The organism is Gimesia alba (assembly GCF_007744675.1).
GTDB lineage: Bacteria > Planctomycetota > Planctomycetia > Planctomycetales > Planctomycetaceae > Gimesia > Gimesia alba.
The window spans coordinates 7,354,231-7,370,874 of record NZ_CP036269.1 but is presented as its reverse complement, the minus strand read 5'-3'; the positions used below and the strand labels follow the sequence as shown (position 1 = coordinate 7,370,874).

Below are 16,644 nucleotides of genomic sequence, written 5' to 3'. Positions count from 1 at the left end.
GGACTTCCAGGGGTTTTTATCACGGAACGCATCGGTTTCCGGCATGAAAGTAAACAAGTTGAGAGACACAAAAATCGCTTGAGTTCATTGACGAAATCAATAAATATCTACAACATTAGGATTTAAGCATGATAAAATCTACAGGTCATCGACAGATGAAAGGTCTGCGATTCCTGGTCCAGGAAAAGGAAGTTGCCAAAGGATGTCGAGCCCACTCATTGTTCAGCAGTCTGAATTTATCGCCTTATGTGATCAAATCTTAGACGCGGGCATCGTTGCATTCGATACAGAGTTTGTTTCAGAGTTTACCTATCGTCCGGAACTTTCGCTCTTACAGTTTGCCTTGAATGGGCAGTCTGTAGCAGTCGATCCCTATGAGGTGGAAGATCTCTCTCCCTGGTGGGACATCATGACCAACGATACGACAACCGTGGTCGTACATGGGGGGCGTGAAGAGGTTCGGTTTTGTCGACATTTTTCCGGCAAGAAACCTCAGAAGCTGGTTGATCTGCAAATCGCAGAGGGGCTCAGGTCTCGCAGCTTTCCAATCTCTTATACCGCGCTGGTGGCCCGCGTACTGAGTGAAAAAGCGGGCAGTAAAGAGACCCGCACAGACTGGCGACGGAGACCATTAACTCAACAGCAAATCAAGTATGCACTGGATGACGTAAAGTATGTCTTGAAGATCTGGAAGATTCAGGAAAAAGAACTGACCGATCTGGGACGCATCGAGTGGGCCGAAGCCGAATTCCAGCGGATGATTGACGAAGTCGATTCGGAATTTCATCGCGAAAACTGGCGCCGCCTTTCCGGTTTGCATAAACTGAAACCGCGTGAACTGGCGATCGTGCGGGAGCTGTTTGACTGGCGTGACGAAGTGGCTCAGGAAAAAAATCAGCCGGCACGGCGGGTGTTGCGCGATGATTTGTTGATCGAACTCGCACGCCGGAAGCCAAGTACCCCGCAAGATCTGACGGCAACCCGTGATCTCAATCGTAAGAATATGTTTAAGATGGCTCCCGAACTGATTCAGCGCATCGCCAAAGCCCAGCAGATTCCCAACGATCAGCTTCCGCAGCATATGGATAACCCCAGTAACCAGCAGAATCAGGATGAGCAGGTGATTGGAAAGCTGCTGGGGATCGCGCTTGCGAATCGTTGTGCCGAAATGAACGTGTCTCAAACTCTGGTCGGAACCTCAGCCGACTTAAGGCACCTCGTTCGCTATCACGTGTATAAAGAACAGAGCGAAGACAAACCGCGGCTGATGTCAGGTTGGCGGGCCGAAGTATGCGGCGATCTTTTAACCGACGTGCTGGATGGAAAAATATCAATGCGCGTGGCTGACCTGGAGTCCGATCATCCCCTCCATTTCGAACGTCTCAACTAAGGCAGAGGAGTACGTTCTCAATCTTTAGAATCCTCATTGAGAGAGACGCGAAAGAGGAACAAATGAAGCACATCATTCTACTGATCGCCATTCTTTTCTTGGCAACGACGGTTTATTCTGCAGAGCCGGCTCCCGAGGAAGACTATCAAGTTCTGGAAGGGAAATGGGTCAGAAATGATAAGGCTGGGAACGGGGCACCACTGCGGATCGAGCAGGAGTTCTCACAGAAGGTTTCGAAGTTACGTGTGTATGACAGCAATGGTACGCTGATTCATGCGCATCAGGCCAAGTTTCGTCTGCAGCGAATGTCCGATGCGAATCTCTTTACCTATTATGATCTGGAAGTATTAGTCGGGCCGAATAAAGGTAAACTTCAGAAAGCACCGCGCGCGTTCATTTACCGCGTGAAGGGTAACCAGTTTATCCAGGTAGAGGGGATTTTAAACAATGATAGAACCCCTTTGCTGATGACTGTCTGGTGGAAAATGAAACCACCGGCTCCAAAACCGGAAGTGTAATTGAATGTAGTATTAGCTGCGAAGCAGTTTCACGATCCAATTCTGATTGATAATTTGTTCTGCTGCTTCAAGATGCTTTTCAAATTTGATCTGATCACGGCTTCTTTCTGTTTGTGCATTATCCAGCATCGGATACAGATAATCTCGACTGGCCCATAGCAGATGTTGCAGGTGTGGGAAGTCTGAAGAGGCTGTGGCTTCCAGATCTTTGATAATGGGATCGATTTTTGTGTGGGTATTTTTTTTGAAGTGGTCCCATTCGCTCGCACTTGCTGCCTCTTGCTGCAGGCTGAGAAACTCCTGGTGAGTCGACTGGATGACTTTGTACTCCATGTTTCGTCCCTGGCTTGCGACTGTGAGATAGATTGCAAGCATGATGAATACAAAGAATACGAAGGAAATTTTAATATAAGGGATCCGCCTGGCTTTTCGGGGGGGGCTCTCGGGGCTCATAGAATTATCTTTACCGGAATAAATTTCACGAAATCGAAATCAGCTTTCTTCAAACGGGCTTACTCAGAAATAATCCGTTCCGCTTCTTTAAGGTGCGTTTCAAACTTTTCCTGGTCACGGTTACTTTCGGTTCGTGCGTTCTCCAGCATCGGTTCCAAATAGTCCCGGCCCGCCCACAATAAGTGTTGCAGGTGAGGGCGGTCAGAGCTGGCGCTGGTTTCCAGCTCTGCGATGACTGGAGCCAGATCGGACTGCGCTTTCTTCTCAAAGCTGGTCCACTCTGCATCACTGGCCTGCTTTTGCTGTAATGCTAAAAATTCCTGATGGACGGCTTTAAATTTCGCTAGTTCCTCACGTCCGCCGGGGGTAAACAGATCACCTATTGGGACGAAGAACAGAATTGCCGCTAAAACAATCACCCCCGCGATGCCACCCAGAATTTTCGGATCCATCAGAGGTCCTAAAGCTTCCAGTGGATTCGACCGTGCCACTTTGATCTTGGGTTTGGGACGCGGGGGAGTAGGAGCTGCCGCTGCAACAGGAGAGGCGGCTGGCTGAGCGGGCGGAGGAGTCGCCGCAACAGGAGCAGCTGTCGCTGCAGCCTTGTCTGGTTCCGTTGTGGGTTTCGTTTCCGATGCATCTTCGGCGGCAGCCACTTCATCGGCCTCCTGCTTTTCATCGACCGGTTTTTTCAATTGTAGTGCTTCGATCTGCCAGGCTTCAAACCATTCCCCCTTGCGGCCCAGCTTCAGTAAATCGGTCGGTTCCACACGTTCCTGTTCCGCCCACATTTTGATTTTATGGGCTTCAATCGGACCATAACCCATGCCACCCAGCTTGCAGAACCATTTTTGTTTTGAACGTACTTTGAGAATCGGAGGCTTGGCGGGTTCGACAGGAGCTTCTGCCGGCGCTGGTTCAACCGGTGGTTCTTCAGCAACTGCTTCGGCTGAAGCGGGAACAACGCTAGCTGTTTCCTCTGCTTCTGAGTCCAAAATATCCAGGTCGCCGCCTGAGGAACTTAGGAAAACGACGGTACGTGCAGGAACCCACTCTGGTTCCGCAGATGATTTGACTTCATCGTTTGGTGCCAGTTCACCATCCAGCAGCAACTGCATCAGATCGTCTGCCGACATCGGTCCCAGTTCCTGGTTCAGAATACGACAAAACCACTGAATCTTCTGGTGCTTGCTTCTGACTGCTTCCAGCGTGGCAAAGCGGGGTAGCTGGGATTCTAATTCCGAAGAGAGTTTGTCTTCTTCCTCAATGATCGAGAACCCATCCAGAGAAGGCAGGTTTTCCTTCGACTCAACACCAAACGAGGAATCGACGATTGAAAATTCGTCTAACGAAGGCGTTTCATCGGAAGCAACATGTTCAGAATCTGCATCAAACAGTCCACCGATGTCGTCTGCCGGAAACCAGTTCCCGGTCTCACCATTTCTGATTTCTGTTTGAGGTGTTAATTTCCCTTGATGGGCCATGGCAAACAGATCTTCAAATGAAATCGGCCCACAGGTCTCGTCCGCTTGTTTATAGTACCAGCTATCCACTGCCATTGTGATAAAACGATCTTCGTCAGATTAAATATGAGTAAAACGCTCGATGTTGATTGCGCGCGTACAAAACTTATGCTCGCTCACTTCTATTTTAGCCGCAGGAGTGGAGCACACGCAAATCTATTGTTTCTATACAGTTTGTTAAAAATAGACAAACATCAACAAAAACAAGTGGAATGGCTCAATCATTCAAGATCGGATTGAAGGCTACAGGCGGGCAAAAACAATGATGACCAGGCTGTCATCAATTCTGCCCTTTTTTAAAAGCAGGAAACGTACGATCAGCGGTCGTTTGAGGGAATAGATTCTGAAACGCTGTGATTACGATTTCACAGGCGCTGGAGTACGTTTGCGAGTCAGTAAGGCCATAAAAAATACGAACAGGGCACAGAAGCAGCAGGCGCCTGCAAACCAGTCGCCGTATTTTGTATACAGGCTGGTCCGATTATCCAGTGGGATCGTATCAATGATGACCGCATTCATTGATTTATTCCAGCGACCTGTTTTGGGATCGACAAACGAAGTCCGGCCTTTATTATCGCCGTCAATAAAGAAATCGGGCTCAACAATCATACCATCGCCGTCAATTACGGCCGAGACCCCGGTATTGACGGCCCGCACCATGGGTGTTCGATTTTCAACACAGCGAAACGCCGCGGTAATCAGATGCTGATCTAGTTCGCTTGAACCATGAAACCAGCCATCGTTTGTCAGGTTGACGAGACAGTCAATAGGTTTGTTCTCGGGATTGGCTGCAGAGGACTGATTGACCACCGAGCGAACCAGATGTGGAACAGTATCTTCAAAACAGATCACCGGCGAAAAAGTCCAGTTTTGAAATTTGAAATTCGCAGCAGACTTTCCCGGATCGATACCGAACGCAGCACCATAGGGAGTGAAGTATTGCAGAAAAGGAAGCGTGTCTCTCAAGGGGAGATATTCGCCGAACGGAACGCGATGAATTTTGTCATAGCGTGAACTAATGCCATAATCAGGACGGACAAACAGCGCGGAATTAAAATGATCCACTTTTGTGTCACCGGCGGCAATCGTGTCCAGTCCGATGACCAGAGCCGCATTGGCTTCCTTACTCATGTTGCTGAGCAATTTGCGTGCAGAAGGTTCGTTCCATTTTTCGAGAGGAATTTCAGGTGCAATTGTTTGCAGTTCCTGACTGGTTTTTCCGTTCGGCTCAATAAGAGGCCAGCGAAACATGGTTTCAGGCCAGATAATCAGATCAGGCTGATTGCGAACGGCAACGCCCGTCAGAAACAAGTGTTTGAGATAGATCGACTGCCAGGCATTGGGATCGTGTTTGACAGATGTCGGAAAATTCCCTTGAATCAAAGCGGTACGCGGTCCATCCACAAATGCGGCTTGGGAGCGTCGGACATATCCGTAGCCGAGCACAGCAAAAAACAGACTCAAGCAAACGGCCGTCTGAACCACTTGTTTCAAGCCGATCTGATCCAGATTCTTTTCTTCCGGAGTCTGGTTTGCCGGGAGCAGTTTGGCGGCTTTCATGAGGGAAGCCGGTAGCAGGTCGGCAAAGCAGGCCGCCAGCATGACGACCAGAAAGCTGACACCGTAGGCGCCGGTGATATCACTGATCTGAATCAGTTCTATCCAGCGATATTGCGTATGTCCGATGTAATACCAGGAAAAGCCGGTCAGGAGGTAAGCACGCATATATTCCAGGCCAACCCACATCAAGGGGGCTGCTGCGGGAAGAGGAACATGAAAGCGGTGGACTGCGGTTCGGGTCAGCAGAACAAACACAGGAAAAAAACAGGCGACATAAATTGCCAGTGCGACCCAGGCGACATACATCGAGGGATCGCCGAGTCTCATCCATTGGAATGATGCCAGGGTAAACAGGAAACCAGAACAATAAATGGCGGTATACATCAACCGGGTTTTGCGAGGGATTCTTACCAGCAGTAACAGCGGTACCAGACAAACCCATCCCAGTGGACCAAAATCGAGGGGAGTAAAACTGGCCCACATCAGAACGGCTGTGAGTCCCGACAATAACCAGGCGCCCCGTGCCGGTGCCGGCGATGTGCGTGCGGTATTGATGATGTTCTGAATGTCCTTGCCTAGCGGCAGTTCGTTCGACGACTCATCTTTCAAAGGCACATTATCAGACACAGGATCTTGTTCCATCGTTGGTTGATCAGTGGGAGAATTTTCAAAAGTCGCTGTGGTAAAGGTCATGATTTCCGTCCTTGGAATCCGATCTCAATGGGAGGTTTTTAAGAAAACCTGTGGTGATTGAAACATCCTGTTTCAGTTGAACCGGTCATATTTCTTACGTCAATTCCACGATCCTGAATGGGGCCAATCCGATGGAATGACCTCATTTATGGTCTGATCGAGGTGATTTTTACAGAAATCCGGCATTTGAGAGTAGATCAATTGTGGCAGAAACTGGCAGAGCTACCATAAAAAAGTATCAACTTGAAGACCCGACTGATAAAGCTGATTTCCCGTGGGAAACAGCGCGACCGCATTCGCCGTAACTGTGGAACGCAGATCAGCCGAACCCATTGTCTTCAAAGGAGTAACGATGGCTTCACCAGCTTCCCATTCAACATGAGAGGGGTGATACGTGGGCCGATCTCCACGGGATTGGAAATCAATGGTCAAACGGGCTGGAACTGGTGTCGGTCTCGGTGCGGGAAAACCCATATAGTGCCGGATTGCTGTGCGAACAAACAAATCAAAGCAAACCATGCTGCTGACAGGGTTTCCGGGGAGTCCAAAGATATAGCAGGGGCTCTGGTTTTCCCGTTCCAGGATACCAAACCAGAGCGGTTTTCCCGGCTTTAAATTCACTTTGTGGAAGACTTCTTTCACACCAGCGGACTGTAGTTCGGAAGGAACCAGATCTAACGTTCCCGCTGAGACTCCCCCTGAAAGCAGCAGGAAATCACTCTTTAAACCTTCCTGGATCTTTTGGCTTAAGTGAGTTCGCTCATCGCGGGCAATTCCCAGTGGAACCGGTCGTGCATGCGATTGTAAAATTTGTGAGTACAACATGACTTCGTTGGAGTTTCTGATCTGCCCCGCTTGCGGCGTCTCTTCGGGCGGAACGAGTTCATCACCGGTTGCCAGAATAGAAATGCGGGGGGGGCAACGGACTGAAACGGTGGGACTGCCGGTTTCTGCCAGGGCACCGATTTCCTGTGGTCGGAGCAATGTTCCTGCTGCGAGTACGGGAGCACCGATTTCGAGCACGGACGCGCGGTAGAGCATATTTTTTCCGGGAGCAACCGGCGAAGTTTCGATCTGAACGGTCTGTTGTTCGGCGTTGATTTGGCAGTGTTCGATCTGCACGACGGCATCGGCGCCTTCAGGTAAAGGTGCGCCTGTCATAATCTGTGACGTTTGGCCAGCTTGCAGAGGCAGCGTGGGCACAGAGCCGGCGTAAATCGTTTCTAAAATGTTGAGAGTTCCTTTTCCCTCCGATAAATCGGCACTGTTGACGGCGAAACCATCCATCAAGGCTTTATCAAACGGGGGGACGTTTAAATCGCTGACGGTTCCTTCAGCAAGCACACAATGCGTGGCTTCAAACAGTGAACTTGCCTGGGGGGCAGCGGGTTTTACCGTTTTTAGAATCAAATCGAAGGCTTCTTGAACCGTCAGCATACTGTGTGTCTCTCTTTTGCGTTCAAGCACTGGTGAGTTGTTCTGCGGGGAGCGCGAGGAAATTTTTCAGCAGCGTCAAGCCTTCCAGGGTGAGAAAACTTTCCGGGTGAAACTGGACGCCGTGCACGGAATGAGTTCGATGTCGCAGTCCCATGACTTCTTTTGGATGCCCTTCTTCTTCCACCCAGGCACAGATCTCAAGTTCAGCCGGGCAGGATTCTTCAGGGACAATCAGACTATGGTAGCGGGTTGCCTGAAAAGGGGAGGGGATGTTTTTAAAGACGCCGGTTCCATCATGGTGCACCAGCGAAACTTTGCCATGCATCAGACGATTGGCACGAACGACTTTGGCTCCAAAGACCTCAGCAATGCACTGGTGCCCCAGACAAACTCCCAGAATCGGGATTTTACCGGCAAAGTACTCAATAATTTCTTTGGAAAGCCCTGCTTCCCCAGGGGTGCAGGGGCCGGGAGAAATGATGATTTTTTCGGGCGCACTCTGTTCAATTTCTTCAAGAGACGTCTGATTGTTTCGGACGACCTGGATGTCCAGCGTGGGATCGATTTCCCCAAATCTTTGCACGAGATTATAGGTAAATGAGTCATAGTTATCGAGAACGAAAATCACGTTACACCTTACAGTTTATCTAGTTGAGTCAGGTAACAGGTTTGACTGAGTCTCATCATAATCAACCAAAATCGGAAAAGCGACCAGCCTGCATGCAGGATTAACTACATTCGCAATTCAGACCGTAGCTCTATTCAAAGAGTTTGGAATTAAAGGATGAGCTCAGCAAATTCGGTCGTTTTAAATTATAAAGTAAGACAAGGTATTTGCTGGTTTGTTCTTAAGAATTTTGATGTTGACGGAAAATTAAGAATTTTGATGTTGACGGAAAATAGTGAAAATTGGTATTAACCCGGTCCTGCTCCAAACCATCTCAGGAGAGGTATGTATTTACGTATACGCTTTCTGGTCTGACATTGTTCGTAGATCGGGATTAAAGACATTAGGAGCTAAGGTTGGACTCCAAGTCAAAATCAAATTGGTTACAGCAATCTAGAGTAATGCGTCGCCAACTCTTTTGGATGGTTGTATTTTTGCCAATCTTTTGCGCAATTTATTACCTCGCTTTCTGGCTGCGCTTCGAAGGTTCCCTCAACGTTGACGGTGTGCTGGGTGAATATGGCTTTCGCATGTTCCGGTCGACCGTTCTTTGGGCGGTTGGCTTAAAAACGCTGACGTTCTGGGGCAGTGGGGTCTATAAGATCCGTAGCCGCTATATCACTGTCCTTGATCTGGTCAATCTTGCAAAGGCAGTCACCTTGAGTTCGGCTGCCCTGGCGATCATCGATTATTTAATTTACCCCAACATTATGATTCCACGCTCCGTGTTTCTGATTGACTGGGGATCCACCATTTTAGCCGTCTGTGGGGTGTGTGCCGGGATTCGCATCATTCAGGATAGCGGACGCATCTTGCGGCATCAGAGTCATTGTAAGCCCACCTTCATTGTGGGAGCAAACGAGTCCGGTGCGGCTTTACTGCGCATTATTGAGCGGAATAAAAATTCGTGCTTGAAGGTCGTCGGTTTTCTGGATGATCATCCGAATCGGCTGGGAACACGCATCAATGGCATTCCCGTTCTGGGGGCGTTGCAGGAAATGTGTTCGCTGGCGGAGCGATATGCGGTTTCAGATATTCTCTTACCAGCAGATGAGATTCCGGGTAAGACTGTGCGTCAACTGGTAGAAGCCGGTAACTCTGCGCAAATCCAGGTACAGGTCCTTCCCAGTTATCAGCAATTGCTGTCCGGCACAGTCGAGATGAAACCTCGTCCGGTTTGTATCGAAGACTTGTTAGGCAGAGAGCCCGTTCAACTGGATATGCAGAATATTCGTGACTGGATGGATGACCGTGTGCTGATGGTAACCGGTAGCGCAGGAAGCATCGGCTCGGAAATATGTCGACAGTTATTACAGTTTTCGCCGAAAAAATTGATTCTCGTGGATCGTTCTGAGAACAGCCAGTTTTATCTGGAACGCGAATTAATCAAGCTTGGCTATCAAGGGCGGTTTGATGTCGTGATCGCAGACCTGAATGATTCCAAACGGATTCGGTCTGTCATGAACGAGTATCAGCCCGATATTCTCTTTCATGCGGCAGCTTATAAGCATGTTCCGTTGATGGAAAATAACCCGGGAGAGGCCGTTAAAAATATCGCTTTGGCAACAAAACGGCTCGCTGATCTGGCAGAGGAATTCGAGGTTGGCACCTTTGTGATGATTTCCTCAGATAAAGCCGTCAACCCGACGAATGTGATGGGGGCCAACAAGCGAATTGCCGAGCTGTATGTGCAATCTCTGGCGGCACGTTCCAAATGCCATTTTGTGACCGTTCGCTTTGGAAATGTATTGGGATCTGCAGGGAGCGTTGTCCCTATCTTTACCCAGCAAATTCAGAACGGCGGTCCGATTACCGTGACCGACGAACGGATGCAGCGCTATTTTATGACCATTCCCGAAGCATCCCAGCTCGTCATTCAGGCGGGCGCTATGGGACGTGGCGGCGAGATTTTCGTGCTCGATATGGGTGAACCGGTTCGGATTGTAGATCTGGCTGCCGACCTGGTGCAATTATCCGGCTTGAAGCTGGGAGAAGATATCGAGATCAAATTCACAGGCTTGCGTCCCGGCGAAAAACTCTACGAAGAGTTGCACGTGGACGGGGAAAAGCATCTGCCAACATGCCACCCCAAAATTATGGTCGCAGAGAAAGTCGGTTTCAGTGAACAGTTCATTCGCGAAGCATTTGACCGTCTGGCCAATCTTACCGAACAACCTTCATACCTGATCCTGGAAGAGATTCAGAGAATTCTGCCTGAATATCAGTCTGCTTCAATGAAACGCCCCCAGGATACAATTCGGAGAGCTGCTTAGGCAGGCCTGAAACCAAGTGTGTGATTCAAAGTCTGATCCGCACATTTGCTGCTCAACCTTTTCATCACCTCCCAAATTTGTTACTTAAGAGTAACAGGCTGTGTCGTTTTACAGAGGAATTCTTACTATTCCATCGAAACGAAGGTTGATTATGAACAGTGCGCGAAAGTTTCTGATCTCTTCTCTCATCGTCCTGCTACTCGTCCCGTTTTCAATCGGTTGTAGTGAAGACCCAGGTTCTGGCCCGCAGAAATCTCCTACAGAAGCTGCAAAAGGCAAACTGTTTGGTGTTTCCTTTCAAACTCTGAACAATCCGTTTTTTGTTGATCTCGGCGAAGGTTTGAAAAAAGAGATTGAAGCCAACGGAGATCGGCTCGTCATTCTGGACGCACAGTTCAATTCTCTGAAGCAGAAAAACGATCTCTCCGATTTGATCCTGCAAGGTGCTGCCGGCATATTTGTGAACCCGGTCAACTGGGAAGGTTTGAAAGGTTCGTTGCTCGAGGCCCAGCGAAAAAACGTGCCGATCATCATCGTTGATGCGCCAGTGAAAAAATCAGATGAAGAATTGATTGTGTGCACGGTCGCTTCGGATAATGTGCTCGCCGGAAAGCTGGCGGCGCAGGCACTGGCAAAAGTGAATCCGAAAGCAAAGCTGGTGGTACTGCATTTGTCTGTGAATAAAGCCTGCATCGATCGGGTGGAAGGATTTAAAACAGAAATGACGCAATATCCCGAAATGGAAATTCTGGATGTGCAGGAAGCCAAAGGCACAACCGAAGGAGCACGCCCTGTGATGCGCGATCTCATTGGTCGCTATCCCGATTTGAACGCGGTCTTCGCGATCAATGATCCCAATGCGCTGGGCGTGATATCAGCATTGGACTCAGCCAACAAACTGGATCAGGTCACGATCGTCACCGTCGATGGTTCCCAGCCGGGGATCAAAGCCATTCAAGCGGGTAAATTGCATTCCACCTCAGCCCAGTTTCCACGCGAAATCGGTCAGATTGCCGCTCAGAAAATGCTGGCACATTTACGTGGTGAAGAGGTCGAAAAAGATGTCAAAGTGCGCGTGGAGTTAATTACAGCTGAAAATGCGGAGCAGTTTCTGGAGGCAAACTGATTGATGTCTGCCAAAAGTGTACCGCTACTGAGACTCCAGAGAATCACCAAACGCTTTGGTGCTGTGATAGCGCTGGATGAAATCAGCTTCGATCTCGAGGCGGGTGAAATTCATACCTTGCTGGGAGAGAACGGTGCGGGCAAAAGCACACTAATCAAAATCCTGGGCGGCATCTATCAACCCGATCAGGGAAAAATCTGGCTGGATCAAAATCAGATCAAGCTGCGAAATGTAGCCGATGCCGACCGGCAGAAAATTCGCTTGATCCATCAGGAACTTTCACTGGCGCCCAATCTGTCTGTAGCAGAGAATATCTTTCTCGGTAGAGAACCGGTCTCGCTGGGAATTTTGAGCCGTTCTCAAATGAATCGGCAGGCAGAAGAATTGATCAAACAACTGGATCTGTCCGAAATCAGTGATGTGAGTGCGCTGGTTTCCGACTTGAGCACGGCCCAACAGCAACTGGTAGAAATCGCCCGCGCGTTATCTCAGGAAGCACGGATCCTGATTCTGGATGAGCCCACGTCTTCACTTTCCGAAGTTGAAGTCGATGCGTTATTCAAAACGTTAAGACACCTGCGCGAACAGGGAGTGGGCATCATTTATATTTCTCACCGGATGGAAGAAATCACGCGACTCTCGGATCGGATCACAGTCTTACGCGATGGAAAGTCAGTCGGGACGGCCAAAACAGAAGAGGTTGATACGGGAACGCTCATCCAATGGATGGTGGGCCGTGATATCAAAGAACATTTTCCCCGGCCCCCTTATCGCCCCGGCGAGGTGGCTTTAAAAGTTTCCGAACTCAGTAATCCTCTCGTGCAAAATATCTCTTTTGAGGTCAGGTACGGAGAAGTGCTGGGATTGTCCGGACTGGTGGGCGCCGGTCGGACCGAATTGGCACGCGCCCTATTTGGCATTGATCGTATCCAGAGTGGCACCATTCAAATTGATGGGAAACCGACACAGATTCGCAGTCCCCGCGATGCGTTGCAGCAGGGACTGGTTCTGGTACCTGAAGATCGAAAGCGGCAAGGGCTGATCAACGAGCAGACGGTCGCGTTCAATATTACGCTTCCCTGGTTGAAAGACTGGATCAAAGGGTGTGTGTTTCATTACGAGGTTCGAAACGCCATCGTCGAACGTGCGGTCAGCCGCTTCGGGGTCCGCTTGTCTGACGCCGAGCAACCCGTTCGAGATCTGTCGGGAGGGAATCAACAGAAAGTGCTCGTCGGTCGCTGGATGGAACAGCCACCCAAAATTCTGATTCTGGATGAGCCGACACGCGGCATCGATGTCGGTGCGCGGGAAGACATGTATCGCATTATTGGTGAGTTGGTGGAACAGGGAATGGCTTTGATCTTAATTTCTTCGGATCTGGATGAAGTCTTGAATATTTCGCACAAAGTGGGCACATTCCGGGAAGGACGCCTTACCGGAATTTACGAGGCACAAAAAGTGTCCGCTGAGCAGATCATGCAGCAACTGACAGGAGGGGCAACAAGTGAAAGTCGTTAAACAAATGGTTCCGCTGCTGGTCGCCATTATTATCTTACTCCTGCTGTTTCGGATCTGGGTGCCTACGTTTTTGTCTGCGGAAAATATGCTGAATCTGACACAGCAAATTTCCGTCAATACGATCCTGGCGTTCGGAATGACACTGGTTATTTTGATCGGAGGCATCGATCTGTCGGTCGGTGCGATGGTGGCGCTCGTGGGCACAACGACTGTGTTTTGCTTATCTGCTTTGTCCGGTGATTCTCAGAATCTATTTCTGGTTTTTGCTGCGATGCTGGCGGGGCTGGGCATTGCCGCGATCTTTGGAACCTTTCATGGCATTGCCGCTTCGAAGACAGCGATGCCACCTTTTATCATTACGCTGGCGTCAATGCTGATTGCTCGCGGCTGCGCGCTACGCTTCAATAGTGGACTGCCGATGCCGATCGAAGAACAACAGACTTTTTTTCTGGCAATCGGAAATGGCCGACTGTTTGATGTGATCCCGATTCCTGTGGTCATTATGCTGACGCTGTTTTTTCTGATGGCACTGCTCTTGCATCGTACCCGCTTTGGTCAGCACGTTTATGCGCTGGGAGGCAATCGGGAAGCCGCCTTGTATACCGGAATTCCCGTGGTCCGCGTCGAGATTCTGGTTTACCTGCTCTGTTCGCTGATGGCGGGAGTCGCCGGGATGATCCATACCGCACAGCTCTATTCTGCCGAACCGGGATCAGGCGAGATGTTTGAACTGACGGCAATCGCCGCCGTTGTGGTGGGCGGCACCAGCTTTACCGGCGGCCGGGGAACGATGTTCGGTACATTGATTGGGGCCGTTATTATTGGAATACTCGACAAAGGCCTGAATCAGGCCGGCGTCCACTATTCCCTGCAATACATCGTCAAAGGGGCCGTGATTCTGATCGCCGTTTACCTCGATGTGCGACGGAACCGATAGTCATTCGGCTTGTGTACCGACGTCGATGATTGTTGTGCGGGATTTGCTGATTGCGCAGGGGAGCGAGCCTGCAAAAAATCTGTCATTTTTTCGGACGACTGAAAAGTCGTGAGCTAGACTTGCTGTGTACACATGGGCTGGATGGCCCGAGATGTACCCATTGATCTTGTTTTGTCCCCTCACTCAGAGATCGTCCAATGACTTCTAAACAGCCTCGTTACGTACGACGATATGTCGTGACCGTTATCTTATTGGTACTCGTTTCACCATTTTTGATTTATGGTGCGCACCAGAGTGTCGAAAGCATGTGCATTGCCCCGGAGAAGTGGGCGCCGCCTGTCATGCAATCCCGACAGAACTATGATAAGTTCAAAGACCACTTTGAGAGTAATGATCTGCTCTTAATCAGCTGGCCTGGTTGCACGGTTGATGATCCACGCTTAATTGAGTTCGAAGCCGCCATTAATGGGCCGCGCACTACGGACTTCGGCGAGACGCACGAATCATTATTTGATCGTATCGTCAGTGGGGCCGGTGTTGTCAATTCACTCACATCGCCTCCATTAAAGCTGCCGCGCGACGAAGCGCTGGAACGGCTGGAAGGATCACTGGTCGGTCAAGATTTAAACGACAGTTGTGCTGTCATCATTTTAACAGATCGTGGGAATGAACTACGTAAGCAATCCATCGAACATGCCTTAACAGTTGCGGAAGAAGTCTGTCAGTTACCGCGCGAAGACTTTCGTGTGACCGGTCCACCCGTTGATGGTGTGGCCATTGACCGTGCCAGTATTCATAGCGTGAACCTGTTTGGCGCGTTGTCGACCATCGTGGCGATCGGTCTCTGTTGGATTTGTATTCGTTCCTGGATGTTGACGGGCACAATCTTGCTGGCTGGCTTATGCGGGCAAGGGCTTGTCCTGTCGATGGTTTATTATTCCGGCACACCCCTGGATGCGGTTTTGATTATTACGCCTTCCTTGGTTTTTGTGTTGACGATTTCCGCAGGCGTCCATCTGGTGAATTACTACTACGACGAATTATTTGCGTCCGGAGCCAAAACGAAAACGGAAGCAGATGCTGCAGTCCGTACCGGCTTTTCCAAAGGCTGGCAACCTTGCCTGCTGGCGGCGGTCACCACAGCCATCGGACTCGGGTCTCTGATGGTCAGTCAGATTTCGCCCATCGCGATGTTCGGACTGATTGCTTCAATCGGTCTGCTGGTGACATTAGGTATCCTGTTGCTGATTTTGCCCGGAGCAATGCAGCTCTGGCCACCAAAACAGATTTTGAAATTCAATCAGGGCAATCAGAAGACAGCAAGCCCCAGATATTTTACACGCATCTCAAACTGGATGGAAAAATTAGCGACCGTATTGGAGCGACACTCTGCGACCGTGTTCCTCTCTTCAATCGTCCTGATGGTGGTTTCGGCGTATGGCTTACTTTCAATCCGATCTTCGGTTGATGTTCCTTCGCTGTTTCCGGCTGGAAGCCAGGTGCTGGATCACTACGAATTTAACGAAGACCGTATGGGGCCGCTGATTCCCGTCGAAGTGGTCATCGAATTTGACCCCGACTGCAAAAAAACATTTCTGCAACGCTTGCGGATTATCGACGACATAGAAAAAACCATTAAAAATATTGACGGCTATACGGGAACGATGTCGGCTGCTACCTTTGGTCCCAATCCTGTGGAACACAAAGGTTTTGAATCGATTCTCAGAAAAGTCGTGACCAATAAAAAGTTAAAAGAGAATCGACAGGCAGTTCTGGATTCGGTCTATTTATCGGAAAATGATGGTGTCGAATCGTGGCGGATTAGTGCGCGGGTGCCAGCATTACAGAAGATCGATTACGGAGCCGCACTGGCGAAGTTGAAAACGACGCTCAAGCCGGAACTCGAAAAATATAAAGCCGACGGCGTGCATTTGAACGCCTATTACACCGGGATTATGCCTTTAATTCATACGGTTCAGCAGTTGATCCTGCAGGATTTGACTTGGAGCTTTCTGACCGCGTTTTTACTGGTGGCGATCGTGATTGTCATCATTCAACGCAGCCTGTGGACCGGGTTGTTGAGTATGCTGCCGAATGTATTTCCGATTGTGGTTGTCTTTGGCTTGATGGGCTGGCTGGATATTCCGCTGGATATTGGTGCCGTGATGACGGCCAGTGTCGCACTTGGGATTGCCATTGACGATACACTGCATTTCCTGGCATGGTTCCGCAGAGAAAAGACGTTGAACCGTACCAGCGAAGAAGCGATTCACTCCGCACTGAAACATTGCGGGCGTGCGATGATTCATACCACGTTTATTTGTGGCCTTGGATTAATGGTGTTTGGATTCAGTGACTTTATCCCCACGCAGAGATTTGCCTGGATGATGCTGGCATTGCTGACAACAGCATTGATTGGAGACTTGCTCTTCCTGCCTGCCATGTTGATGCAACCCTTTGCAAAACATCTGCAGTTTGCGAAAAGTGGCCTATATGGAAAGCTGAGTGTGACGCCACCATCACTGTCAACAAAATAATCTGACAGGGTG

At 49.6% G+C, this 16,644-nt stretch carries 12 protein-coding genes; 7 read left to right on the top strand and 5 right to left on the bottom strand.

Annotated elements, in window-relative coordinates:
* The first annotated feature begins 202 nt into the window (after positions 1-202).
* Positions 203-1,390: a ribonuclease D gene (locus Pan241w_RS27535; RefSeq protein WP_145222476.1), complete on the top strand. Its 1,188-nt coding sequence runs from the start codon at positions 203-205 to the stop codon at positions 1,388-1,390.
* Between the two features lie 62 nt (positions 1,391-1,452).
* Positions 1,453-1,908 carry a hypothetical protein gene (locus Pan241w_RS27530; RefSeq protein WP_145222474.1) on the top strand — a complete coding sequence of 152 codons (456 nt, stop codon included), beginning with the start codon at positions 1,453-1,455 and terminating at the stop codon, positions 1,906-1,908.
* A 12-nt stretch (positions 1,909-1,920) separates the two neighbouring features.
* Here Pan241w_RS27530 and Pan241w_RS27525 read toward each other — a convergent pair whose 3' ends face one another.
* From Pan241w_RS27525 to Pan241w_RS27505, 5 genes are all read right to left on the bottom strand, one after another.
* On the bottom strand, positions 1,921-2,361 hold the full coding sequence (locus Pan241w_RS27525) for a hypothetical protein (protein ID WP_145222472.1): 441 nt from the start codon (positions 2,359-2,361) through the stop codon (positions 1,921-1,923).
* 59 nt (positions 2,362-2,420) lie between these two features.
* Positions 2,421-3,920 (bottom strand): DUF4339 domain-containing protein, encoded by a 1,500-nt coding sequence (locus Pan241w_RS27520; RefSeq protein WP_145222470.1) that lies wholly within the window; start codon positions 3,918-3,920, stop codon positions 2,421-2,423.
* Between the two features lie 321 nt (positions 3,921-4,241).
* Positions 4,242-6,137 carry an apolipoprotein N-acyltransferase gene (gene lnt / locus Pan241w_RS27515; protein WP_145222468.1) on the bottom strand — a complete coding sequence of 632 codons (1,896 nt, stop codon included), beginning with the start codon at positions 6,135-6,137 and terminating at the stop codon, positions 4,242-4,244.
* A 222-nt stretch (positions 6,138-6,359) separates the two neighbouring features.
* The gene (locus tag Pan241w_RS27510) at positions 6,360-7,574 is read right to left on the bottom strand and encodes a molybdopterin molybdotransferase MoeA (protein ID WP_145222466.1); all 1,215 of its coding nucleotides are present in this window, start codon (positions 7,572-7,574) and stop codon (positions 6,360-6,362) included.
* A 22-nt stretch (positions 7,575-7,596) separates the two neighbouring features.
* Positions 7,597-8,202: an anthranilate synthase component II gene (locus Pan241w_RS27505; protein WP_145222464.1), complete on the bottom strand. Its 606-nt coding sequence runs from the start codon at positions 8,200-8,202 to the stop codon at positions 7,597-7,599.
* Positions 8,203-8,642: 440 nt separating this feature from the next.
* Between Pan241w_RS27505 and Pan241w_RS27500 the strand changes: the two genes are divergently transcribed.
* From Pan241w_RS27500 to Pan241w_RS27480, 5 genes are all read left to right on the top strand, one after another.
* A complete protein-coding gene (locus tag Pan241w_RS27500; RefSeq protein WP_145222462.1) occupies positions 8,643-10,514 on the top strand; it encodes a polysaccharide biosynthesis protein in 1,872 nt (623 codons plus the stop codon).
* Between the two features lie 151 nt (positions 10,515-10,665).
* Positions 10,666-11,640: a sugar ABC transporter substrate-binding protein gene (locus Pan241w_RS27495; protein ID WP_145222459.1), complete on the top strand. Its 975-nt coding sequence runs from the start codon at positions 10,666-10,668 to the stop codon at positions 11,638-11,640.
* A 3-nt stretch (positions 11,641-11,643) separates the two neighbouring features.
* Positions 11,644-13,158 (top strand): sugar ABC transporter ATP-binding protein, encoded by a 1,515-nt coding sequence (locus Pan241w_RS27490; RefSeq protein WP_145222457.1) that lies wholly within the window; start codon positions 11,644-11,646, stop codon positions 13,156-13,158.
* Positions 13,145-14,095, top strand: coding sequence for an ABC transporter permease (locus tag Pan241w_RS27485; protein WP_232107295.1), 951 nt, complete (start codon positions 13,145-13,147; stop codon positions 14,093-14,095). Before Pan241w_RS27490 ends, Pan241w_RS27485 begins: the two co-directional genes overlap by 14 nt.
* A 197-nt stretch (positions 14,096-14,292) precedes the next feature.
* Complete coding sequence (locus Pan241w_RS27480; protein WP_145222455.1) at positions 14,293-16,632, top strand: efflux RND transporter permease subunit; 2,340 nt, start codon at positions 14,293-14,295, stop codon at positions 16,630-16,632.
* Positions 16,633-16,644: the final 12 nt, after the last annotated feature.